This is a genomic window from Aquimixticola soesokkakensis, from assembly GCF_900172375.1.
Classification (GTDB): Bacteria; Pseudomonadota; Alphaproteobacteria; order Rhodobacterales; family Rhodobacteraceae; genus Aquimixticola; species Aquimixticola soesokkakensis.
The window spans coordinates 521,776-538,020 of the sequence record NZ_FWFS01000001.1; the positions used below are offsets into that span (position 1 = coordinate 521,776).

The following is a 16,245-nucleotide window of genomic DNA, read 5'->3' on the forward strand; positions in this document are numbered from 1 at the left end:
ATAAGTTTTGTGCACAAAGGCCCCGCAAAACGTCCCGCCTCCCCCATCGCTCAATGAGAGAAGACTGCGCAAACGCGGCGCCTTTGATCAAAAGCTGCGACAAAATGGTGCAGGTGGGCGGGGGTTGATTTGCGGATATGTTGCGCCGCCGCATCACTGGTGCACTGCCTGTTTCGCGGGCGGTGCAGGTCAGAATCGCAAGGAAAATGCGCGCAGAGGCAATGCATTCGTAACTTTTTATTAAGACCGAATCTGTCGCAGGCGTAAAACCCCAGTAAAACAAAGCGCGACGCGACGAATGTGGGAAGAGGATAAGTGCCTCAAACGGTTGCTAGGCGGGGAATGCTCTGCTACACCCACGCCGATTTTGCTGCACGTGTGATCCCACATTTGCGGCTCAAGCTGCCTTATCCGGACCCTCCGGTGTAGGCCCCAAAGACAGCGGAAGGGTGGACGTGTCCGAACCAGCTTCGATCTCCCGCGGTATTGCCGCACGCTATGCTTCGGCCATTTTCGAATTGGCCAAGGAAGACAATGCGCTCGTAGCACTCGAGGGGGATATTGATACCCTTCGTGGCGCCTTGGCGCAAAGCGCCGATTTGCGTGATCTGATTTCTTCGCCCGTTTACGGTCGCGACGAACAGGCCGCAGCCATTGCCGCCGTTGCCCAAAAGGCCGGTCTCAGCGGCTTTGTCACGAATTCTCTGGGTCTGATGGCGGCCAAGCGCCGCCTGTTCGTCCTGCCCCAGTTGCTCGACGCTCTCTCCGCGTTGATCAGCGAAGAAAAGGGCGAAGTGCATGCGGATGTCGTATCTGCCAAAGCGCTTACGAAAACACAGTCCGACAAACTCGCCAAGTCGCTTGCGGCCTCTATCGGCAAGGATGTCAAACTCAATGCGACCGTTGATGAAACCCTCATCGGCGGTCTTGTCGTCAAGGTTGGTTCGAAAATGATCGACACGTCGATCCGCTCGAAACTCAACTCCCTCCAGAATGTAATGAAAGAGGTCGGATAATGGGAATCCAGGCAGCCGAAATTTCTGCGATCCTCAAGGAGCAGATCAAGAACTTTGGCCAGGACGCCGAAGTTGCTGAAGTGGGCCGCGTGCTCTCCGTGGGCGATGGCATTGCCCGCGTTCACGGTCTGGACAACATCCAGGCCGGTGAGATGGTCGAATTCCCCGGTGGTATTCGCGGCATGGCGCTGAACCTCGAAGCCGACAACGTCGGTATCGTGATCTTCGGCTCCGACCGGGACATCAAAGAAGGCGATGTCGTCAAGCGCACGAACTCCATCGTGGACGTGCCTGCTGGTGACGCCCTTCTGGGTCGCGTTGTCGATGGCCTTGGCAACCCGCTGGATGGCAAAGGTCCGATCGAAGCGAGCGAGCGCCGTATCGCCGACGTCAAAGCGCCGGGCATTATCCCCCGTAAATCCGTGCACGAACCGATGGCGACCGGCCTGAAGTCCGTGGACGCCATGATCCCCGTTGGCCGTGGCCAGCGCGAGCTGATCATCGGTGACCGTCAGACCGGCAAAACCGCCGTTGCTCTGGATGCGATCCTCAACCAGAAGTCCTACAACGACGCGGCGACCAAAGAGTACGACAAGCTGTACTGCGTTTACGTCGCTATCGGTCAAAAACGCTCGACCGTTGCGCAGCTTGTGAAAAAGCTCGAAGAAACTGGTGCGATGGAATATTCCATCGTGGTCGCGGCAACCGCCTCCGACCCTGCGCCGATGCAGTTCCTTGCGCCCTACGCCGCGACCGCAATGGCGGAATATTTCCGCGACAACGGCCGTCACGCGCTGATCATCTACGATGACTTGTCCAAACAGGCCGTGTCCTATCGCCAGATGTCGCTCTTGCTGCGCCGCCCGCCGGGTCGTGAAGCCTACCCCGGTGACGTGTTCTACCTCCACTCCCGCCTGCTCGAGCGTTCGTCCAAACTGAACGAAGATTTCGGTGCTGGCTCGCTCACCGCGCTGCCGATCATCGAAACCCAAGGCGGCGACGTTTCGGCGTTTATTCCGACCAACGTGATTTCGATCACCGACGGCCAGATCTTCCTTGAAACCGAACTGTTCTACCAGGGGATCCGTCCCGCTGTGAACACCGGTCTGTCGGTGTCGCGCGTGGGCTCCTCGGCGCAAACCAAGGCGATGTCCTCGGTTGCCGGTCCGGTGAAGCTCTCGCTCGCTCAGTACCGCGAGATGGCCGCTTTCGCCCAGTTCGGTTCCGACCTCGACGCCTCGACCCAGCGCCTGCTGAACCGTGGTGCGCGTCTGACCGAACTGATGAAGCAGCCGCAATATGCGCCGCTCACCAACTCGGAAATCGTCTGCGTGATCTTTGCAGGGACCAACGGCTACCTCGATAAAGTCGCCGTCTCCGACGTCGGCCGCTTCGAAAAAGGTCTGCTGGAATTCCTGCGCGGCAAGCGTAAGGACATCCTCGACTGGATCGCAGCCGAAGATCCCAAGATCAAGGGCGAGCCCGCTGACCGTCTCAAGGCTGCTCTCGACGAATTCGCCGCAGACTTCGCGTAAGAGGGGGGAAACATGCCCAACCTCAAGGATCTTAAAAACCGGATCTCGTCGGTCAAATCGACCCGCAAGATCACGAAGGCCATGCAAATGGTGGCCGCCGCAAAATTGCGGCGGGCACAGGATGCTGCCGAAGCCGCACGCCCCTATGCAGAGCGTTTCAACGCTGTGCTCGGGTCGCTTGCGGCCGGCGCTGGCCAATCCGAAGGCGCGCCCCGGCTTTTGGCCGGGACGGGTTCCGATCAGGTGCAGCTTCTCGTCGTGATGACCGCAGAACGCGGTCTGTGCGGCGGCTTCAACTCGTCGATCGTCAAACTGGCCCGCACGCGGATCAAGGCGTTGCAAGCTGACGGCAAAACCGTGAAAATCCTCACCGTGGGGAAAAAGGGTCGCGAGCAACTGCGCCGTGACTTCAGCGATCTGATGGTCGGCCACATCGACATGTCCGAAGTCAAACGTCTGGGCTATTCGAACGCGCAAGATATCGCGTCCGACGTGCTCGCGCGCTTTGATGCGGGCGAATACGATGTCGCAACGATCTTCTACGCGCGGTTTGTCAATGTCGTGACGCAGGTCCCGACCGCCCTGCAAGTCGTGCCGGCTTCCTTCGAAGCTGCCGAGACCCCCGAAGATGTGGCCCCCTACGACTACGAGCCCAGCGAAGAGGCCATTCTGGCCGATCTGCTGCCGCGTGGTGTGGCGACCCAGATCTTTGCGGCTCTGTTGGAAAATGCGGCCTCCGAACAGGGTGCGCGCCAGTCCGCAATGGACAACGCAACCCGCAACGCAGGCGAAATGATCGACGATCTGACCATCCAGTTCAACCGGACCCGTCAGGCTGTCATCACCAACGAGCTTATCGAAATTATCTCGGGCGCTGAAGCGCTCTAAGAACCGGAGATTTGAAACATGGCTGAAGCAAAAGGCAAAATCACGCAGGTGATTGGCGCCGTCGTGGACGTTCAGTTCGAGGGCGAACTGCCCGCTATTCTGAGCGCTCTGGAAACCGACAACAACGGCAACCGTCTGGTTCTGGAAGTCGCGCAACACCTTGGCGAAAGCACCGTCCGTGCCATCGCTATGGACGCGACCGAAGGTCTGGTGCGTGGTCAGGCTGTCACCAACACCGGCGCGCAGATCACGGTTCCCGTGGGCACCGCGACCCTGGGCCGCATCCTCAACGTCACCGGCGATCCCGTTGACGAAAAAGGCCCTGTGAACGAAACCGCCCGTCGCCCGATCCACGGCGATGCACCGGCGTTTTCGGAACAGTCCACCGCGACCGAAATCCTCGTGACCGGCATCAAGGTTATCGACCTTCTCGCGCCCTACACCAAAGGCGGCAAAATCGGCCTCTTCGGTGGTGCGGGTGTGGGCAAGACCGTTCTCATCATGGAACTGATCAACAACATCGCAAAAGTGCACTCGGGCGTGTCCGTGTTCGCCGGTGTGGGTGAGCGGACCCGTGAAGGGAACGACCTCTACCACGAGATGATCGAATCCGGCGTTATCGTTCCCGACAACCTGTCGGAATCGAAAATTGCGCTGGTTTACGGCCAGATGAACGAGCCTCCCGGTGCGCGTATGCGGATCGCCCTGTCGGGTCTGACCATCGCCGAGCAGTTCCGCGATGACACGGGTTCGGACGTTTTGTTCTTTGTGGACAACATCTTCCGCTTTACCCAAGCCGGTTCGGAAGTGTCCGCTCTGCTTGGTCGTATTCCTTCGGCTGTGGGCTACCAGCCGACGCTGGCGACCGACATGGGCGCGATGCAGGAACGGATTTCCTCGACCAAAAACGGGTCGATTACCTCCGTTCAGGCCGTCTACGTGCCTGCGGATGACTTGACCGACCCTGCACCCGCAACCTCCTTTGCCCACCTTGATGCGACGACCGTTCTGGACCGTTCGATCTCGGAAAAAGGCATCTATCCGGCTGTGGATCCGCTTGGCTCGACCTCGCGTCTTCTCGACCCGCTGGTCATCGGCGACGAGCACTACAAAGTGGCGACCGACGTTCAGCAGACCCTCCAGCGCTACAAGTCGCTGCAAGACATCATCGCCATCCTCGGGATGGACGAATTGTCGGAAGAGGACAAACTGGCCGTGGCACGTGCGCGTAAAATCGAGCGCTTCCTGTCCCAGCCCTTCGACGTGGCCAAAGTGTTCACCGGCTCCGACGGTGTGCAGGTTCCGCTCGAAGATACGATCAAATCGTTCAAAGCCGTTGTGGCTGGCGAGTACGACCACCTCCCCGAGGGCGCCTTCTACATGGTTGGCGGCATCGATGACGTGATCGCTAAAGCCGAGAAAATGGCCGCAGACGCTTAATTGCGGATAGCGGAAGAAGGAGGCCAATATGGCAGACCTGTTCCAGTTCGACCTCGTTTCGCCTGAGCGCAAGCTTGCTTCCGTTCAGGCCACCGAGGTGATCATCCCCGGTTCCGAGGGCGACCTCACGGCGATGGCAAACCACGCACCGACGATCCTGACCCTGCGTCCGGGCGTCCTGACCGTGGTGTCCCCCGCTGGCGACGAATATTTCGTCGTCACCGGCGGCTTTGCCGAGCTTGGTCCTGACGGCGTGTCCGTTCTGGCCGAAGTGGCTGTGCCCAAAGACGAGATGACCAACGAGTTCATCAACTCGTTGATCAAAGGGGCCGAGAAGGCGCATGCAAATGCCCATCCCGACGCAGCCCATGCCGCCGCCAAGTTCCTGTCGGACCTTGTGGCTGTGGGAACGCACATCGGTTTGGACCCCAACCAGCCCTCGATCTGACCTTCGGGGGATCGGGACGCGACCTACGGGAAAAGACAAAGGCTCCGCAGAAATGCGGGGCCTTTTGCCTTTTGGGCTTCAAATCCCACAACTTATGCGATTATTTAAAGAAAAGCCGTGGGCCGTAGAGACTATATGCAAAAAATCCGTACCCATACTTTGGGGATCGACAATGGCTCGATCCTGCTGTTTTCCGATTTTCAGGATGGTGGCGCGATGTGGACCGGCAAGGGTCCGCGCGAGTTGCGGCGTATCGTGGAATTTACAGAAAGCTTCGCCGCGCCGCCGGTCGTCAACGTCTCGATCTCGATGCTGGATATCGACCAGCAAACCAACCACCGCGTTGATATTTCTGCGGAAATGGTGAACGAGGAGGGTTTCGTCATCGTGTTTCGGACATGGGGCGATACCCGCGTTGCACGGGTGCGCGCCGATTGGGTGGCCTTTGGATCGCTCAAACATGAGGACGAGTGGGAGGTCTGACCTTTTCCCCGTCCAGCAAATGAAAAAGGCGCCGCTGCGGATCGCAGGGCGCCTTTTGCTGTGGGGTGGTGCTGCGCGGCTCAGTACTGCGTGTACAGCCCCTCATAGAGCGGCCCGAGCGTGTCGTCGTCAAAGAGCGACGACACGGAGGTGCCGTTCCACGTGTTGATGATCGCTTGCGCAAACAGGGGCGCGGTGGGCACGATGCGGATGTTGGGGCAATCGCGCACGGCTTGGGTCGCCTCGATCGAATCGGTAATCACCAGCGACTTCATCACCGAATTGGTGACGCGTTCGACCGCGGGGCCCGACAACACACCGTGGGTGATGTAGGCGTGCACTTCGGCAGCGCCATGTTGCAACAGGTTCTCTGCGGCTTTGCACAGGGTGCCGGCCGTGTCGCAAAGGTCATCCACGATGATACATTTCTTGCCGGTCACATCCCCGATCACGGTCATTTCCGCGATTTCGCCGGGCTTTTCGCGGCGCTTGTCGACGATGGAGAGCGGCGCATTGATGCGCTTGGCCAATTCGCGCGCCCGCGCCACACCGCCAACATCGGGGGAGACCACCATGATGTCGTCCATCTGGCCTTTGAAATGATGCATGATGTCGAGGGCAAAGACCGGCGAGGCATAGAGGTTGTCCACCGGAATGTCGAAAAAACCCTGAATCTGTGTCGCGTGCAGATCCATGGTCAGGATGCGCTCGATGCCGGCCTCGACCATCATATTCGCGACGAGTTTGGCTGAGATCGGCGTGCGGGCCTTGGTGCGGCGGTCCTGACGGGCATAGCCGAAATAGGGGATCACGGCGGTGATGCGACCCGCCGAGGAGCGGCGCAGCGCATCGGTCATGATCAGCAATTCCATCAGGTTGTCATTGGCCGGATTCGATGTCGGCTGGATGATAAACATATCCTCGCCGCGCACGTTTTCGTAGACCTCGACGAAAATCTCGCCGTCATTGAAACGCTCGACACGCGCATCGACCAGCCCCACGTTCATCCCGCGATGCATTGACATGCGGCGGGCGATGGCGTTGGCGAGCGTGCGGTTGGCATTGCCCGAAATAAGTTTTGGATCGGTAGCGGTTGGCATCGGCAGCTGTCCCCTGCTGTATTCCATAACGGAATCGTGACGTTGCGGCTCCATTACCACCCCGTTAGGCTTATGGAAACACACCGCCTGCAAAGGGTCCGCAAATGCCGCAGATCGACTACTATTTTTCCGTCCTATCTCCGTTTTGCTATCTGGCGAGCGACCGGCTGGAACAGATCTGTTCGGATCATGGTTACGCAATCACCTATAAGCCGGTGGACACGCTTACGCTCTATGACCGCATCGGCAGTCCGCGCCCCAATGCGCGCTGGGAGGGGCGGCAGGCCTACCGCCTCCAGGAACTTGCTCGCCTGTCCAAACAGCTCGATATGCCGCTGACGCTCAACCCTGCGCATTGGCCCACGAATGCAGCACCTGCCTCTTATGCGGTGATTGCGGCGCAGACAGTGGCGCAGCGCGAGGGCAAGGGCGATGTCGGCCTGCTGGTGCGCCTGTTGCTTGGGGCGCTTTGGGCGGAGGAACGCGATGTCGCCGAGGATGCGGTGATCGCCGACTGCCTTGAGGGGGCGGGATTTTCGCGGGCTCTGACGATGACGGGCATGCTCGAAGGGGCCGAAGCCTATCCGCGCAACCTTGAGGATGCGGTGGCGGCGGGGGTGTTTGGCGTGCCGTTCTACATCACGCCCGACGACCAGCGGTTCTGGGGACAAGACCGGCTGCGCGAGCTGGACATGACCCTGCAAGGCGCACTCTAAAGCGCCGCGAGCACCGCATCGATCTCGCTGGCGGTGGTTGACCAGCTGGTCACAAACCGCAGGCGTTGGCCTGCCCCTTTGGGTTCGCCGTAGGCCTGCACCCCCGCAGCCTCCAGCCGCGTCACCTGCGCTGCATCGACATCGACAAAAACGATATTGGCCTCAACCGCGAAGGCGGGCGCAATTTCGCGCGCCCGCAACCCTGCGTCAAGCCGCGCGGCCATCGCATTGGCGTGGCGCGCCCACTCAAGCCAGCGCGCCTCGGTAAACGCCGCGTCGAACTGCGCGCCAAGGTAACGCCCCTTGGAGGCAAGCTGGCCCGCGCGCTTGCGCCTGACCTGCGCCTGCCAATGCGCTGAGGGATCAAACAGCACGACCGCCTCAACGTTCATCAGCCCGTTCTTGGTGCCGCCAAGCGACAGCACATCCACACCGGCGCGATGGGTCAAATCTGCAGGCGCAGCCCCCGTTGCAGCAAGGGCATTGGCCAGCCGCGCGCCGTCCAGATGCACGGGCAGGCCATGGGATTTCGCAATGGCGCAAAGCTGCGCGGTCTGCGCGGCGCTGTAAACTGTGCCGACCTCGGTCACATTCGTCAGCGACAGCGCCCCTGCTTGCACCATGTGTACGCTGTGCTCTTGCGCGCACAACAGCGCCTCAAGCGCCGCTGCCTCAATGCGCCCGTCCGCGCCCGCCACCAGCGCCAGCTTGGCCCCGCTTGTGTAGAATTCCGGCGCGCCGCATTCATCCATTTGGATGTGGGCCGTCGGATGGCACAGCACGGACTGCCAAGGCTGCACCAATGTCGCCAGCGCCAGCGCATTCGCCGCCGTGCCCGTGGTCACAAACAACACTTCGGCTTGCGGGGCCTCGAAGACCTCGCGAATCTGGGCGGTGGCGCTCTGACAGGCGTCATCGCCCCCGTAGCCCTTGGCATAGCCCGCATTCACCGCGCTCAGCGCCTCCCAGATCACGGGATGCACCGCGCTGGCATTATCGGAGGTAAGCCAGATCATGACCTGTCTTTCGGGGGATTGAGGCCCATGGGCTCTTCGATCAGATAGTCTTCCCACTCGTCTTCGCCGATGGAAAATTCCGGCACCGTGATCCCTTGGGCCGAGACGCCCGCCGCATGCACGCTGTCCGGGTCACCGGTGAGAAGAGGATGCCAGTCGGGCAGCGACTTGCCCTGCCACAACAGCCGATAGGCGCAGGTTTGGGGCATCCAATAGGCATGTTTTGGCAAAGTTTTCGCCGTCAAAACAATGCATTCGGGCACGATGGATTTGCGCACCTCGTAGTTTGAACACAGGCAGCTTTCATCGTCGAGAAGGCGACAGGCCACACGGGTCAGAAAGACCTCGCCACTGTCGGCATCTTCGATCTTGTTGAGGCAGCATTTCCCGCAGCCGTCACAAAGCGCCTCCCATTCCTGCGGGCGCAGCCGGTCCAGCGGATATTTTTCCCAGAACCGCGGGCGCAGGTCCCGATCACCGCTCATGTCGCGCGCACGGGCGTGCCGAGGATCTCGCGCGCTTGCACGCAATCGGCATCCATCTGCGCCACCAAGGCCTCGAGCGTGGTATAGGCCACTTCGGGCCGCAAATAGCGCACCAAAGCCACCGACAGATCCTGCCCGTAAAGATCGCCTTTGAAATCAAAGAGAAAGGTCTCAAGGCAGGGGCGATTGTCGCCAAAGGTCGGTTTGACCCCAAGCGAGGCCGCCCCGTGGTAATGCCCCTGATACGGCCCGGTCAGAATGTCGATTTTCACGGCATAGACGCCGAATTTCGGCGGCAAAAGCCCGTCGATAGACATGTTGGCCGTGGGGAAGTTCAATGTGCGCCCGCGCTTGTCGCCATGCTGGACCGGACCGTCGATCCGGTGCCAGTGGCCAAGCATTTCAGCGGCCTTTTCAGGCTGCCCCTCGCTCAAAGCCGTGCGGATCGCCGAGGAAGAGGACACGGTGCCATCGGTGGTTTCCAGCAAGTTGGCGACCGTCACGCCAAAGCCCATTTCACGGCCAAAATGCACCAAATCGGACGCGGTTCCCAAACGGTTCTTACCAAAGCAGAAATCGGCGCCCACGACAACATGGCGCAATCCCAACCCGTCGACGAGCACCTCACGGGCGAACCGCTCGGGCGTCATCGCGACCATCTCGCCATCAAAAGGCAGTTCAAAAAGCTGCTCGACCCCCAGTTTTGCCAAACGGTTGGCCTTGGCTTGCGGGTTCATCAGCCGGAAAGGGGCTGCGTCGGGTTTGAAATATTCGCGCGGATGCGGGTCAAAGGTGACAACGCTGAGCGGGCCTTGGGCGCGGGCGATGTCGATCACATGGCGGTGGCCCAAATGGACCCCGTCAAAATTGCCAATCGCCGCAGAGGTGCCGCGCGCGGTTTCGGGCAGGCCCGTCCAATGATGATGTCTGTCCATGCGTCCCCCGCGGGGAACACCCCGCCGTCAGTCGAACTTCCGGCTCGGCGCCAGTACCAGCGCCTCCCCTTTCAGGACGGTGGTATCGCCTACAGAGCAACGACATTCAAGGGAAACACGGCGTTTGGCATGGAGGATATCGGTCACGGTCACTTGCGCAAGCACAACATCCCCGGGACGCACGGGGGCAAGGAACTTCAGGTTCTGGCCCAGGTACACAGTCCCGTGCCCCGGAAGCTGCTCGCCGATGACGGCAGAAATCAACCCCGCCGTCAGCATCCCATGGGCAATCCGCCCGCCAAAAATCGTGTCGCGGGCATAGTCATCATCCAGATGGACGGGATTGTGATCGGTCGAAACCTCGGCAAACAGCGCGATATCGCGATCGGTAACGGTCTTGCGCAAAAACCGCGTCATCCCGATTTCGATATCCTCGATGCAAATGGTTCCGCGCGCAAAATTATGAAGCGAGGTATCCAGCATGACAGTCTATCCTGTGGCAAATCCAAAAGGCTACTGCGCTGCAGCATAGCAGGATAAACCGCGCGCAACAATCCTGCGCGCAATTATATTATACCAATGTCCAATGCTGATAAATTTTATTTCACGCGCGCAGCATCCCTGCGCCGGCTTGGGGCTTCTTTCGGATAAAAATACCCGACCCCGCCAACCACCCTGCGCCTAGCGCAGGAAGGAAATCGAATAGGTCGGGTTCATGCCTTGGGTTTCAAGCCAGCCCTCAAGCATCTGCGGATCGGGGGCATTGGGGTCCTCACCGAATTCCTTCGCCGCCAGACCGCCGGTGATGAACAGCGTGTCCAATCCTTCGCCCATGCCGCCCTGAATGTCGGTGTGGATCCCGTCACCGATGCACAGGATGCGGGGATCTTCCAGATCGGCGGTTTTGCTCAAACGGCGGCGCGCAAGGTCGTAGATCGGCGGGTGGGGCTTGCCGAAATAAAGGCTCTCGCCGCCCATCTCGGTGTAGAGCTGCGCCAGCGCCCCCGCACACCATTCGCGCGTCTCACCGCGGTCCACGACAATGTCGGGGTTGGCACACAGCAGCTTGAGACCCTTTTGCTTGGCATAGAGGAAATCGGCGCGATAGACGGACGGATCGGCCATCGCATCTTCGGGGCCGGTGCAGACAATGCCCTCGGCCTCGGCCAGCGGGACACGGTGCACATGGGCAATGTCGGGCACGATATCCATCGGCTCCAGAAATTGCGTCTCCGTTTCGGTGCCGATGAAATAGACTTTTGACCCGACCGCACCGATGAACATCGCCATCCGCGCCGAATCGCCGGAGGTGGCAATCGCATCAAAAGCCGCGCGCGGCACACCAAACCCTTCGATCTGGGTCTCCACCGAGCGCCACGGGCGCGGCGAATTGGTCACCAGCACCACATAGCCGCCGGTGTTGCGATAGGCGACCAGGGCTTCACAGGCTTCGGTATAGGCTTCGATCCCGTTATGCACGCAGCCCCACAGGTCCACGAAAAGGGCGTCGTAGTCGGCGGCGATATCGGTGAGGCTGGAAATCAGCTTGGTCATTTGAATGTCTCGCGATGCAAAAAAGGCGCCCCCAAGGAGCGCCTTTGATGTAGCGTGATCGGGCCGCGATGACCAGTGTGATGCCTCAGAGTTTGAGGTTCGGGATGATCTGTTTCTTGCGCGACATGACGCCGGGCAGGACCACAAGATCGCCGGTCACGGTCGCACCGAACGATTTCTCGGCCACGGTTTTCACCAGATCGTTGGGGACGAACAGCGTGGCTTCCTCGTTGAGGATGTCCACGACAAACAGCAGCACCTGGTCCACGCCGTCTTCCTTGGCGACCTCTTGGAAGGAGGTCATCAGGCTGTCCTTGCGGTCCAGCACGATCTTGGGTGCGGTGGTTTCCAGCACGGAAACGCGGAATTTCGTGCCCTCGACGGCGTATTCTTTGGAATCCATGCGGATCAGCTCGGCGTCGGAGAAGGCGGAGACATCGGATTTCGCCTCGAACATTTCCGACGCATAGGCCGCAATGTCGATCTTCAATTCGCCAGCGAGTTTTTCGGCCAGCGCGCGGTCCACATCGGTCGTGGTGGGCGAGCGGAATTCCAGCGTATCCGACAGGATGCACGACAGCATCAGCCCCTTGACCCAATCGGGCATTTTCGCCGCATCCTCGCCCATCAGATCGTACATGATGGTGGCGGTGCAGGCCAGCGGGCGGATGGTGATGTCGATCGGGCCTTTGGTTTCCAGACCGCCGACCAGCTTGTGGTGGTCGATGATGGCTGTCACGTCCAGATCGTTGACATTGGCGGGCAGCTCGGCGGGGTTGTTGGTGTCAACGATGACAGCCGACTGGCCTGCGTCGAATTCGGTGACGATGCGCGGCTTGGGGCAGTCCCATTTTTTCACGACGAACGCGGCTTCGGTGTTGGGCTCGCCCAGCAGCACGGCTTCGGCTTTTTCGCCTTTGATCTCGTTGAGATACCACGCCCAAATGATGGGCGAGCCGGTGGAATCGGTATCGGGGGATTTGTGGCCGAAAACGAGGGTGGTCATGTGCAATGCGTCCCGTGTCATAAAAGGAGGTTTAATTTCGGCGCTCTTATAGGCGGGCGGGCGGCCCTTGTCACGCCTTGAGCCTCTGTCGTCGCGGGCAGGTTGTGCGCGATTGTCCGCCGGGGGCAAAAACGCGCAGCCAGAGGGTTGAAAGGGGGCGTCGCAATGCCGACCTACCGAGGAGAGCGATGCAGAATGACCCGCATCGTTTGGAATTGAGGTGGCACATTCTGCCGGTCTTCGGGGCCGCGCGGACCTGCGGGATTTTCGCGAAAATGCCACAGGGTTATTTTTGGCAAACACGCTGAAAATGCCTGTAAACCAAAGCAAATTGACGACAAATTTTTTCCCACTAATTCGGTTGACAGGGCGAAAATCGCTGCCTAACTATGCCTCCGTTAGCACTCGCATCTGCTGAGTGCCAACGCAGAATAGAAACTTTGAGCGAAGGAGCCTCAGAGATGGCATTTAAACCGCTGCACGACCGCGTTGTAGTTCGCCGCACCGAAAGCGACGAGAAAACCAAAGGCGGCCTGATCATCCCCGATAGCGCCAAAGAAAAACCCGCTGAGGGTGAAGTCATCGCCGTTGGCGAAGGCGCACGCAAAGATTCGGGCGAGCTGATCGCCCCCTCCGTCAAAACAGGCGACAAAGTGCTGTTCGGCAAATGGTCCGGCACCGAAATCACCCTCGACGGTCAAGAACTTCTGATCATGAAAGAAAGCGACATCCTCGGCATCATCGCCTGAGATCGTTTTTCTTCCTAACTTCAACTCAAGACGACAAGGAGCAAGCTCATGGCTGCTAAAGACGTCAAGTTTAACACCGACGCCCGTAACCGGATGCTCAAGGGTGTGAACATCCTTGCAGACGCTGTCAAAGTGACCCTCGGCCCCAAAGGCCGCAACGTTGTGATCGAGAAATCCTTCGGCTCGCCGCGCATCACCAAAGACGGTGTGTCGGTTGCCAAAGAGATCGAACTCGAAGACAAGTTCGAAAACATGGGCGCGCAAATGGTCAAAGAAGTGGCCTCGCGCACCAATGACGAAGCCGGTGACGGCACCACCACTGCGACCGTTCTTGCACAAGCCATCGTCAAAGAAGGCATGAAATCGGTTGCGGCTGGCATGAACCCGATGGACCTCAAGCGCGGCATCGACCTTGCGACGGCGAAAGTTGTCGAAGCGATCAAAGCAGCGGCCCGTCCCGTCAACGACAGCGACGAAGTTGCACAGGTCGGCACGATTTCGGCCAACGGCGAAGCCGCTATCGGTCGTCAAATCGCGGATGCGATGCAGAAAGTCGGCAACGAGGGTGTGATCACCGTCGAAGAAAACAAAGGCCTCGAAACCGAGACCACTGTTGTCGAAGGCATGCAGTTCGACCGCGGCTACCTGTCGCCCTACTTCGTGACCAACCCCGACAAGATGGTTGCAGACCTCGAAGACTGCATGATCCTCTTGCACGAGAAAAAACTGTCGTCGCTCCAGCCGATGGTGCCCCTGCTCGAGCAAGTGATCCAGTCGCAAAAGCCGCTGCTGATCATTGCCGAAGACGTTGAAGGCGAAGCGCTGGCGACCCTCGTGGTCAACAAACTGCGCGGCGGCCTGAAAATCGCAGCTGTCAAAGCACCCGGTTTCGGCGATCGCCGCAAAGCCATGCTGCAAGACATCGCGATCCTGACCGGCGGCCAAGTGATTTCCGAAGACCTCGGCATGAAGCTTGAGTCCGTGACCATGGACATGCTCGGCACCGCGAAAAAAGTCACCATCACCAAAGACGAAACCACCATCGTCGACGGTCATGGCAACAAGGGCGAAATCGAAGCACGCGTTTCCCAGATCCGCACGCAGATCGAAGAAACCACCTCCGATTACGACCGTGAGAAACTGCAAGAGCGCGTTGCCAAACTGGCAGGCGGCGTTGCCGTTATCCGCGTCGGCGGCATGACCGAAGTCGAAGTGAAAGAGCGCAAAGACCGTGTGGACGATGCTCTCAACGCAACCCGTGCGGCTGTCCAGGAAGGCGTGATCGTCGGCGGTGGCGTTGCTCTGGTGCAAGCTGGCAAGTCCCTCGAGGGTCTCGCCGGCGAGAACTCCGACCAGAACGCCGGTATCGCCATCGTGCGCAAGGCTCTCGAAGCGCCGCTGCGTCAGATCGCTGAAAACGCCGGTGTCGACGGTGCGGTTGTGGCCGGCAAGGTCCGTGAATCCACTGATCTCACCTTTGGCTTCAACGCTCAAACCGAAGAATATGGCGACATGTTCAAATTCGGCGTGATCGACCCTGCCAAAGTGACCCGTACGGCTCTCGAGGATGCAGCATCCATCGCTGGCCTGCTGATCACCACCGAAGCCATGATCGCTGACAAGCCCGCCAAAGACGGCGCGCCTGCTGGCGGCATGCCCGACATGGGCGGCATGGGCGGCATGGGCGGCATGATGTAAGCCACGCGCTTACAGCCGTTTACACGCTTTGGGAACGGGGGCCTTCGGGTCCCCGTTTTCGTTTTCAACCTTGCCTTGTAAACGTTCACGGCGAGGGGTTTTGCGACGATTGTGCCGCGTAGCAGCATTTAATGCGGGGCGGGGTCATTTGTGCGCTTGTAGTTCTTCCTCGACGCTCGGCATCATTGTCCTGACAAATTAGGGGTTTCGCTCATGCAACTACGTCCAGTCGTACCCGCCGATGATATCCGGATTTCGATCCTGCTTGATGAGGTGTTCGAGGGGCCGATGATGTGGCAGTTCGTCAAGACGCTGCGCCGGATGAATGATGTCGCGCTTGAACGCATCGCCGAAGTTGAGGGCAAAGCGGTCGGCTACATCTGTTTTTCGCGCAATGCGGCCCCGCAGGACTGGTGTACCCTCTCCGTCGTTGCGGTCGCGCCCTCGTATCAACGCGAAGGACGGGGCCGGCAGTTGATCCATATGGGGCTCGCTGACGCCAAACGCATCGGCGTCAAGGCCGTGACGGTGATGGGGGTGCCCGAGTATTTCCAGCGCGTCGGCTTTTCCGCGCCGGCCGCGCGCAATCTGGAACTGCCTTTTGGCAAGGGGCAGGTGTCGCTTTATCCCATTGCCGCAGGAACAGGGCTTGCGAAAACGGCTGTCGCCTTTTCTGCGGCCTATGACACGGCGATCAGCGGATGATCGGCTCAAGCGGATCGTAGCGCGCGGCCGCTCCGGCGGGGCCAAAGGCCACGGCCGCCAGCGCGTCCGGTTTTGCATGAAGCGTCGCCAAATCCGCCTGTGATGCCCATCTGTAGTGACTGACGACGCCCTCGCTATCCTGCCAGTCGCCGATCTCGCCGCTGCCCGCAAGCGTGCAGTGGAAAAACAACTCCACCTGATGAAAGCTGCCCCTGGGATCGTGAAATTCATTGACCAGAGCCAGTGCGCCGACCTCGATCCTGAGGCCACATTCCTCAAAGACCTCCCGCTTGAGGTTGTCGGGCAGGGAGGAGCCGCGCTCGACCCCGCCGCCGGGCGCGCACCACAGCCCGCCTTTGAGGCCTTTGTAGGCATTGACGAGCAGCAGGCGACCCTGATTGACTAGCAAAGCCCGCACGGCAAGGCGCGGGGCGGGAATGGGCAAAGGATCTGACATGACATGCACCCTGC

The 16,245-nt window shown here is 59.9% G+C and carries 18 protein-coding genes; 10 read left to right on the forward strand and 8 right to left on the reverse strand.

Going from position 1 to position 16,245, the window contains the following annotated elements; translation table 11 throughout:
* Positions 1–455: 455 nt before the first annotated feature.
* The 6 genes from AQS8620_RS02545 (at position 456) to AQS8620_RS02570 (ending at position 5,810) form a co-directional block, all read left to right on the forward strand.
* On the forward strand, positions 456–1,016 hold the full coding sequence (locus tag AQS8620_RS02545) for a F0F1 ATP synthase subunit delta (RefSeq protein WP_085835370.1): 561 nt from the start codon (positions 456–458) through the stop codon (positions 1,014–1,016).
* Entirely contained in the window at positions 1,016–2,551 is a 1,536-nt protein-coding gene (gene atpA / locus AQS8620_RS02550; protein ID WP_085835230.1) for a F0F1 ATP synthase subunit alpha, read from the forward strand. Before AQS8620_RS02545 ends, atpA begins: the two co-directional genes overlap by 1 nt.
* A gap of 12 nt (positions 2,552–2,563) precedes the next feature.
* Positions 2,564–3,439 carry a F0F1 ATP synthase subunit gamma gene (locus AQS8620_RS02555; protein ID WP_085835231.1) on the forward strand — a complete coding sequence of 292 codons (876 nt, stop codon included), beginning with the start codon at positions 2,564–2,566 and terminating at the stop codon, positions 3,437–3,439.
* Positions 3,440–3,457: 18 nt separating this feature from the next.
* Entirely contained in the window at positions 3,458–4,879 is a 1,422-nt protein-coding gene (atpD, locus tag AQS8620_RS02560; RefSeq protein WP_085835232.1) for a F0F1 ATP synthase subunit beta, read from the forward strand.
* A 28-nt stretch (positions 4,880–4,907) separates the two neighbouring features.
* Complete coding sequence (locus AQS8620_RS02565) at positions 4,908–5,327, forward strand: F0F1 ATP synthase subunit epsilon (RefSeq protein WP_085835233.1); 420 nt, start codon at positions 4,908–4,910, stop codon at positions 5,325–5,327.
* 135 nt (positions 5,328–5,462) lie between these two features.
* A complete protein-coding gene (locus AQS8620_RS02570; RefSeq protein ID WP_085835234.1) occupies positions 5,463–5,810 on the forward strand; it encodes an H-type lectin domain-containing protein in 348 nt (115 codons plus the stop codon).
* 80 nt (positions 5,811–5,890) lie between these two features.
* Here AQS8620_RS02570 and AQS8620_RS02575 read toward each other — a convergent pair whose 3' ends face one another.
* Positions 5,891–6,910, reverse strand: coding sequence for a ribose-phosphate pyrophosphokinase (locus AQS8620_RS02575; protein ID WP_085835235.1), 1,020 nt, complete (start codon positions 6,908–6,910; stop codon positions 5,891–5,893).
* Between the two features lie 104 nt (positions 6,911–7,014).
* Here AQS8620_RS02575 and AQS8620_RS02580 point away from each other — a divergent pair, with 104 nt between their 5' ends.
* The gene (locus AQS8620_RS02580) at positions 7,015–7,626 is read left to right on the forward strand and encodes a 2-hydroxychromene-2-carboxylate isomerase (protein WP_085835236.1); all 612 of its coding nucleotides are present in this window, start codon (positions 7,015–7,017) and stop codon (positions 7,624–7,626) included.
* Here AQS8620_RS02580 and AQS8620_RS02585 read toward each other — a convergent pair.
* The 6 genes from AQS8620_RS02585 to AQS8620_RS02610 form a co-directional block, all read right to left on the reverse strand.
* A complete protein-coding gene (locus AQS8620_RS02585; protein ID WP_085835237.1) occupies positions 7,623–8,642 on the reverse strand; it encodes a threonine aldolase family protein in 1,020 nt (339 codons plus the stop codon). The two genes, AQS8620_RS02580 and AQS8620_RS02585, sit on opposite strands and share 4 nt — an antisense overlap.
* Positions 8,639–9,127 (reverse strand): YcgN family cysteine cluster protein, encoded by a 489-nt coding sequence (locus AQS8620_RS02590; RefSeq protein ID WP_085835239.1) that lies wholly within the window; start codon positions 9,125–9,127, stop codon positions 8,639–8,641. The genes AQS8620_RS02585 and AQS8620_RS02590 overlap by 4 nt, the downstream gene beginning before the upstream one ends.
* Positions 9,124–10,062: a bifunctional riboflavin kinase/FAD synthetase gene (locus AQS8620_RS02595; RefSeq protein WP_085835240.1), complete on the reverse strand. Its 939-nt coding sequence runs from the start codon at positions 10,060–10,062 to the stop codon at positions 9,124–9,126. The genes AQS8620_RS02590 and AQS8620_RS02595 overlap by 4 nt, the downstream gene beginning before the upstream one ends.
* A 27-nt stretch (positions 10,063–10,089) precedes the next feature.
* Entirely contained in the window at positions 10,090–10,545 is a 456-nt protein-coding gene (locus AQS8620_RS02600; RefSeq protein ID WP_085835241.1) for a MaoC family dehydratase, read from the reverse strand.
* Positions 10,546–10,743: 198 nt separating this feature from the next.
* On the reverse strand, positions 10,744–11,616 hold the full coding sequence (locus AQS8620_RS02605) for a TIGR01459 family HAD-type hydrolase (protein ID WP_085835242.1): 873 nt from the start codon (positions 11,614–11,616) through the stop codon (positions 10,744–10,746).
* Positions 11,617–11,701: 85 nt separating this feature from the next.
* Positions 11,702–12,622, reverse strand: coding sequence for a manganese-dependent inorganic pyrophosphatase (locus AQS8620_RS02610; RefSeq protein WP_085835243.1), 921 nt, complete (start codon positions 12,620–12,622; stop codon positions 11,702–11,704).
* A 461-nt stretch (positions 12,623–13,083) separates the two neighbouring features.
* Here AQS8620_RS02610 and groES point away from each other — a divergent pair, with 461 nt between their 5' ends.
* The 3 genes from groES to AQS8620_RS02625 all read left to right on the forward strand — a co-directional run bounded on the left by groES (position 13,084) and on the right by AQS8620_RS02625 (position 15,774).
* Positions 13,084–13,371 carry a co-chaperone GroES gene (gene groES / locus AQS8620_RS02615; RefSeq protein WP_085835244.1) on the forward strand — a complete coding sequence of 96 codons (288 nt, stop codon included), beginning with the start codon at positions 13,084–13,086 and terminating at the stop codon, positions 13,369–13,371.
* Positions 13,372–13,419: 48 nt separating this feature from the next.
* Positions 13,420–15,069 (forward strand): chaperonin GroEL, encoded by a 1,650-nt coding sequence (gene groL / locus AQS8620_RS02620; protein WP_085835245.1) that lies wholly within the window; start codon positions 13,420–13,422, stop codon positions 15,067–15,069.
* 213 nt (positions 15,070–15,282) lie between these two features.
* The gene (locus tag AQS8620_RS02625; RefSeq protein WP_085835246.1) at positions 15,283–15,774 is read left to right on the forward strand and encodes a GNAT family N-acetyltransferase; all 492 of its coding nucleotides are present in this window, start codon (positions 15,283–15,285) and stop codon (positions 15,772–15,774) included.
* Here AQS8620_RS02625 and AQS8620_RS02630 read toward each other — a convergent pair.
* The gene (locus tag AQS8620_RS02630) at positions 15,764–16,231 is read right to left on the reverse strand and encodes an NUDIX domain-containing protein (RefSeq protein ID WP_085835247.1); all 468 of its coding nucleotides are present in this window, start codon (positions 16,229–16,231) and stop codon (positions 15,764–15,766) included. The two genes, AQS8620_RS02625 and AQS8620_RS02630, sit on opposite strands and share 11 nt — an antisense overlap.
* Positions 16,232–16,245 lie beyond the last annotated feature (14 nt).

Coding starts and splice junctions, on each gene's coding strand:
- AQS8620_RS02575 (WP_085835235.1), bottom strand. CDS start 6,910: ATGCCAACCGCTACCGATCCAAAACTTATTTCGGGCAATGCCAACCGC.
- atpA (WP_085835230.1), top strand. CDS start 1,016: ATGGGAATCCAGGCAGCCGAAATTTCTGCGATCCTCAAGGAGCAGATC.
- atpD (WP_085835232.1), top strand. CDS start 3,458: ATGGCTGAAGCAAAAGGCAAAATCACGCAGGTGATTGGCGCCGTCGTG.
- AQS8620_RS02585 (WP_085835237.1), bottom strand. CDS start 8,642: ATGATCTGGCTTACCTCCGATAATGCCAGCGCGGTGCATCCCGTGATC.
- AQS8620_RS02570 (WP_085835234.1), top strand. CDS start 5,463: ATGCAAAAAATCCGTACCCATACTTTGGGGATCGACAATGGCTCGATC.
- AQS8620_RS02600 (WP_085835241.1), bottom strand. CDS start 10,545: ATGCTGGATACCTCGCTTCATAATTTTGCGCGCGGAACCATTTGCATC.
- AQS8620_RS02630 (WP_085835247.1), bottom strand. CDS start 16,231: ATGTCAGATCCTTTGCCCATTCCCGCCCCGCGCCTTGCCGTGCGGGCT.
- AQS8620_RS02555 (WP_085835231.1), top strand. CDS start 2,564: ATGCCCAACCTCAAGGATCTTAAAAACCGGATCTCGTCGGTCAAATCG.
- AQS8620_RS02580 (WP_085835236.1), top strand. CDS start 7,015: ATGCCGCAGATCGACTACTATTTTTCCGTCCTATCTCCGTTTTGCTAT.
- AQS8620_RS02565 (WP_085835233.1), top strand. CDS start 4,908: ATGGCAGACCTGTTCCAGTTCGACCTCGTTTCGCCTGAGCGCAAGCTT.
- AQS8620_RS02605 (WP_085835242.1), bottom strand. CDS start 11,616: ATGACCAAGCTGATTTCCAGCCTCACCGATATCGCCGCCGACTACGAC.
- groL (WP_085835245.1), top strand. CDS start 13,420: ATGGCTGCTAAAGACGTCAAGTTTAACACCGACGCCCGTAACCGGATG.
- groES (WP_085835244.1), top strand. CDS start 13,084: ATGGCATTTAAACCGCTGCACGACCGCGTTGTAGTTCGCCGCACCGAA.
- AQS8620_RS02595 (WP_085835240.1), bottom strand. CDS start 10,062: ATGGACAGACATCATCATTGGACGGGCCTGCCCGAAACCGCGCGCGGC.
- AQS8620_RS02625 (WP_085835246.1), top strand. CDS start 15,283: ATGCAACTACGTCCAGTCGTACCCGCCGATGATATCCGGATTTCGATC.
- AQS8620_RS02610 (WP_085835243.1), bottom strand. CDS start 12,622: ATGACCACCCTCGTTTTCGGCCACAAATCCCCCGATACCGATTCCACC.
- AQS8620_RS02590 (WP_085835239.1), bottom strand. CDS start 9,127: ATGAGCGGTGATCGGGACCTGCGCCCGCGGTTCTGGGAAAAATATCCG.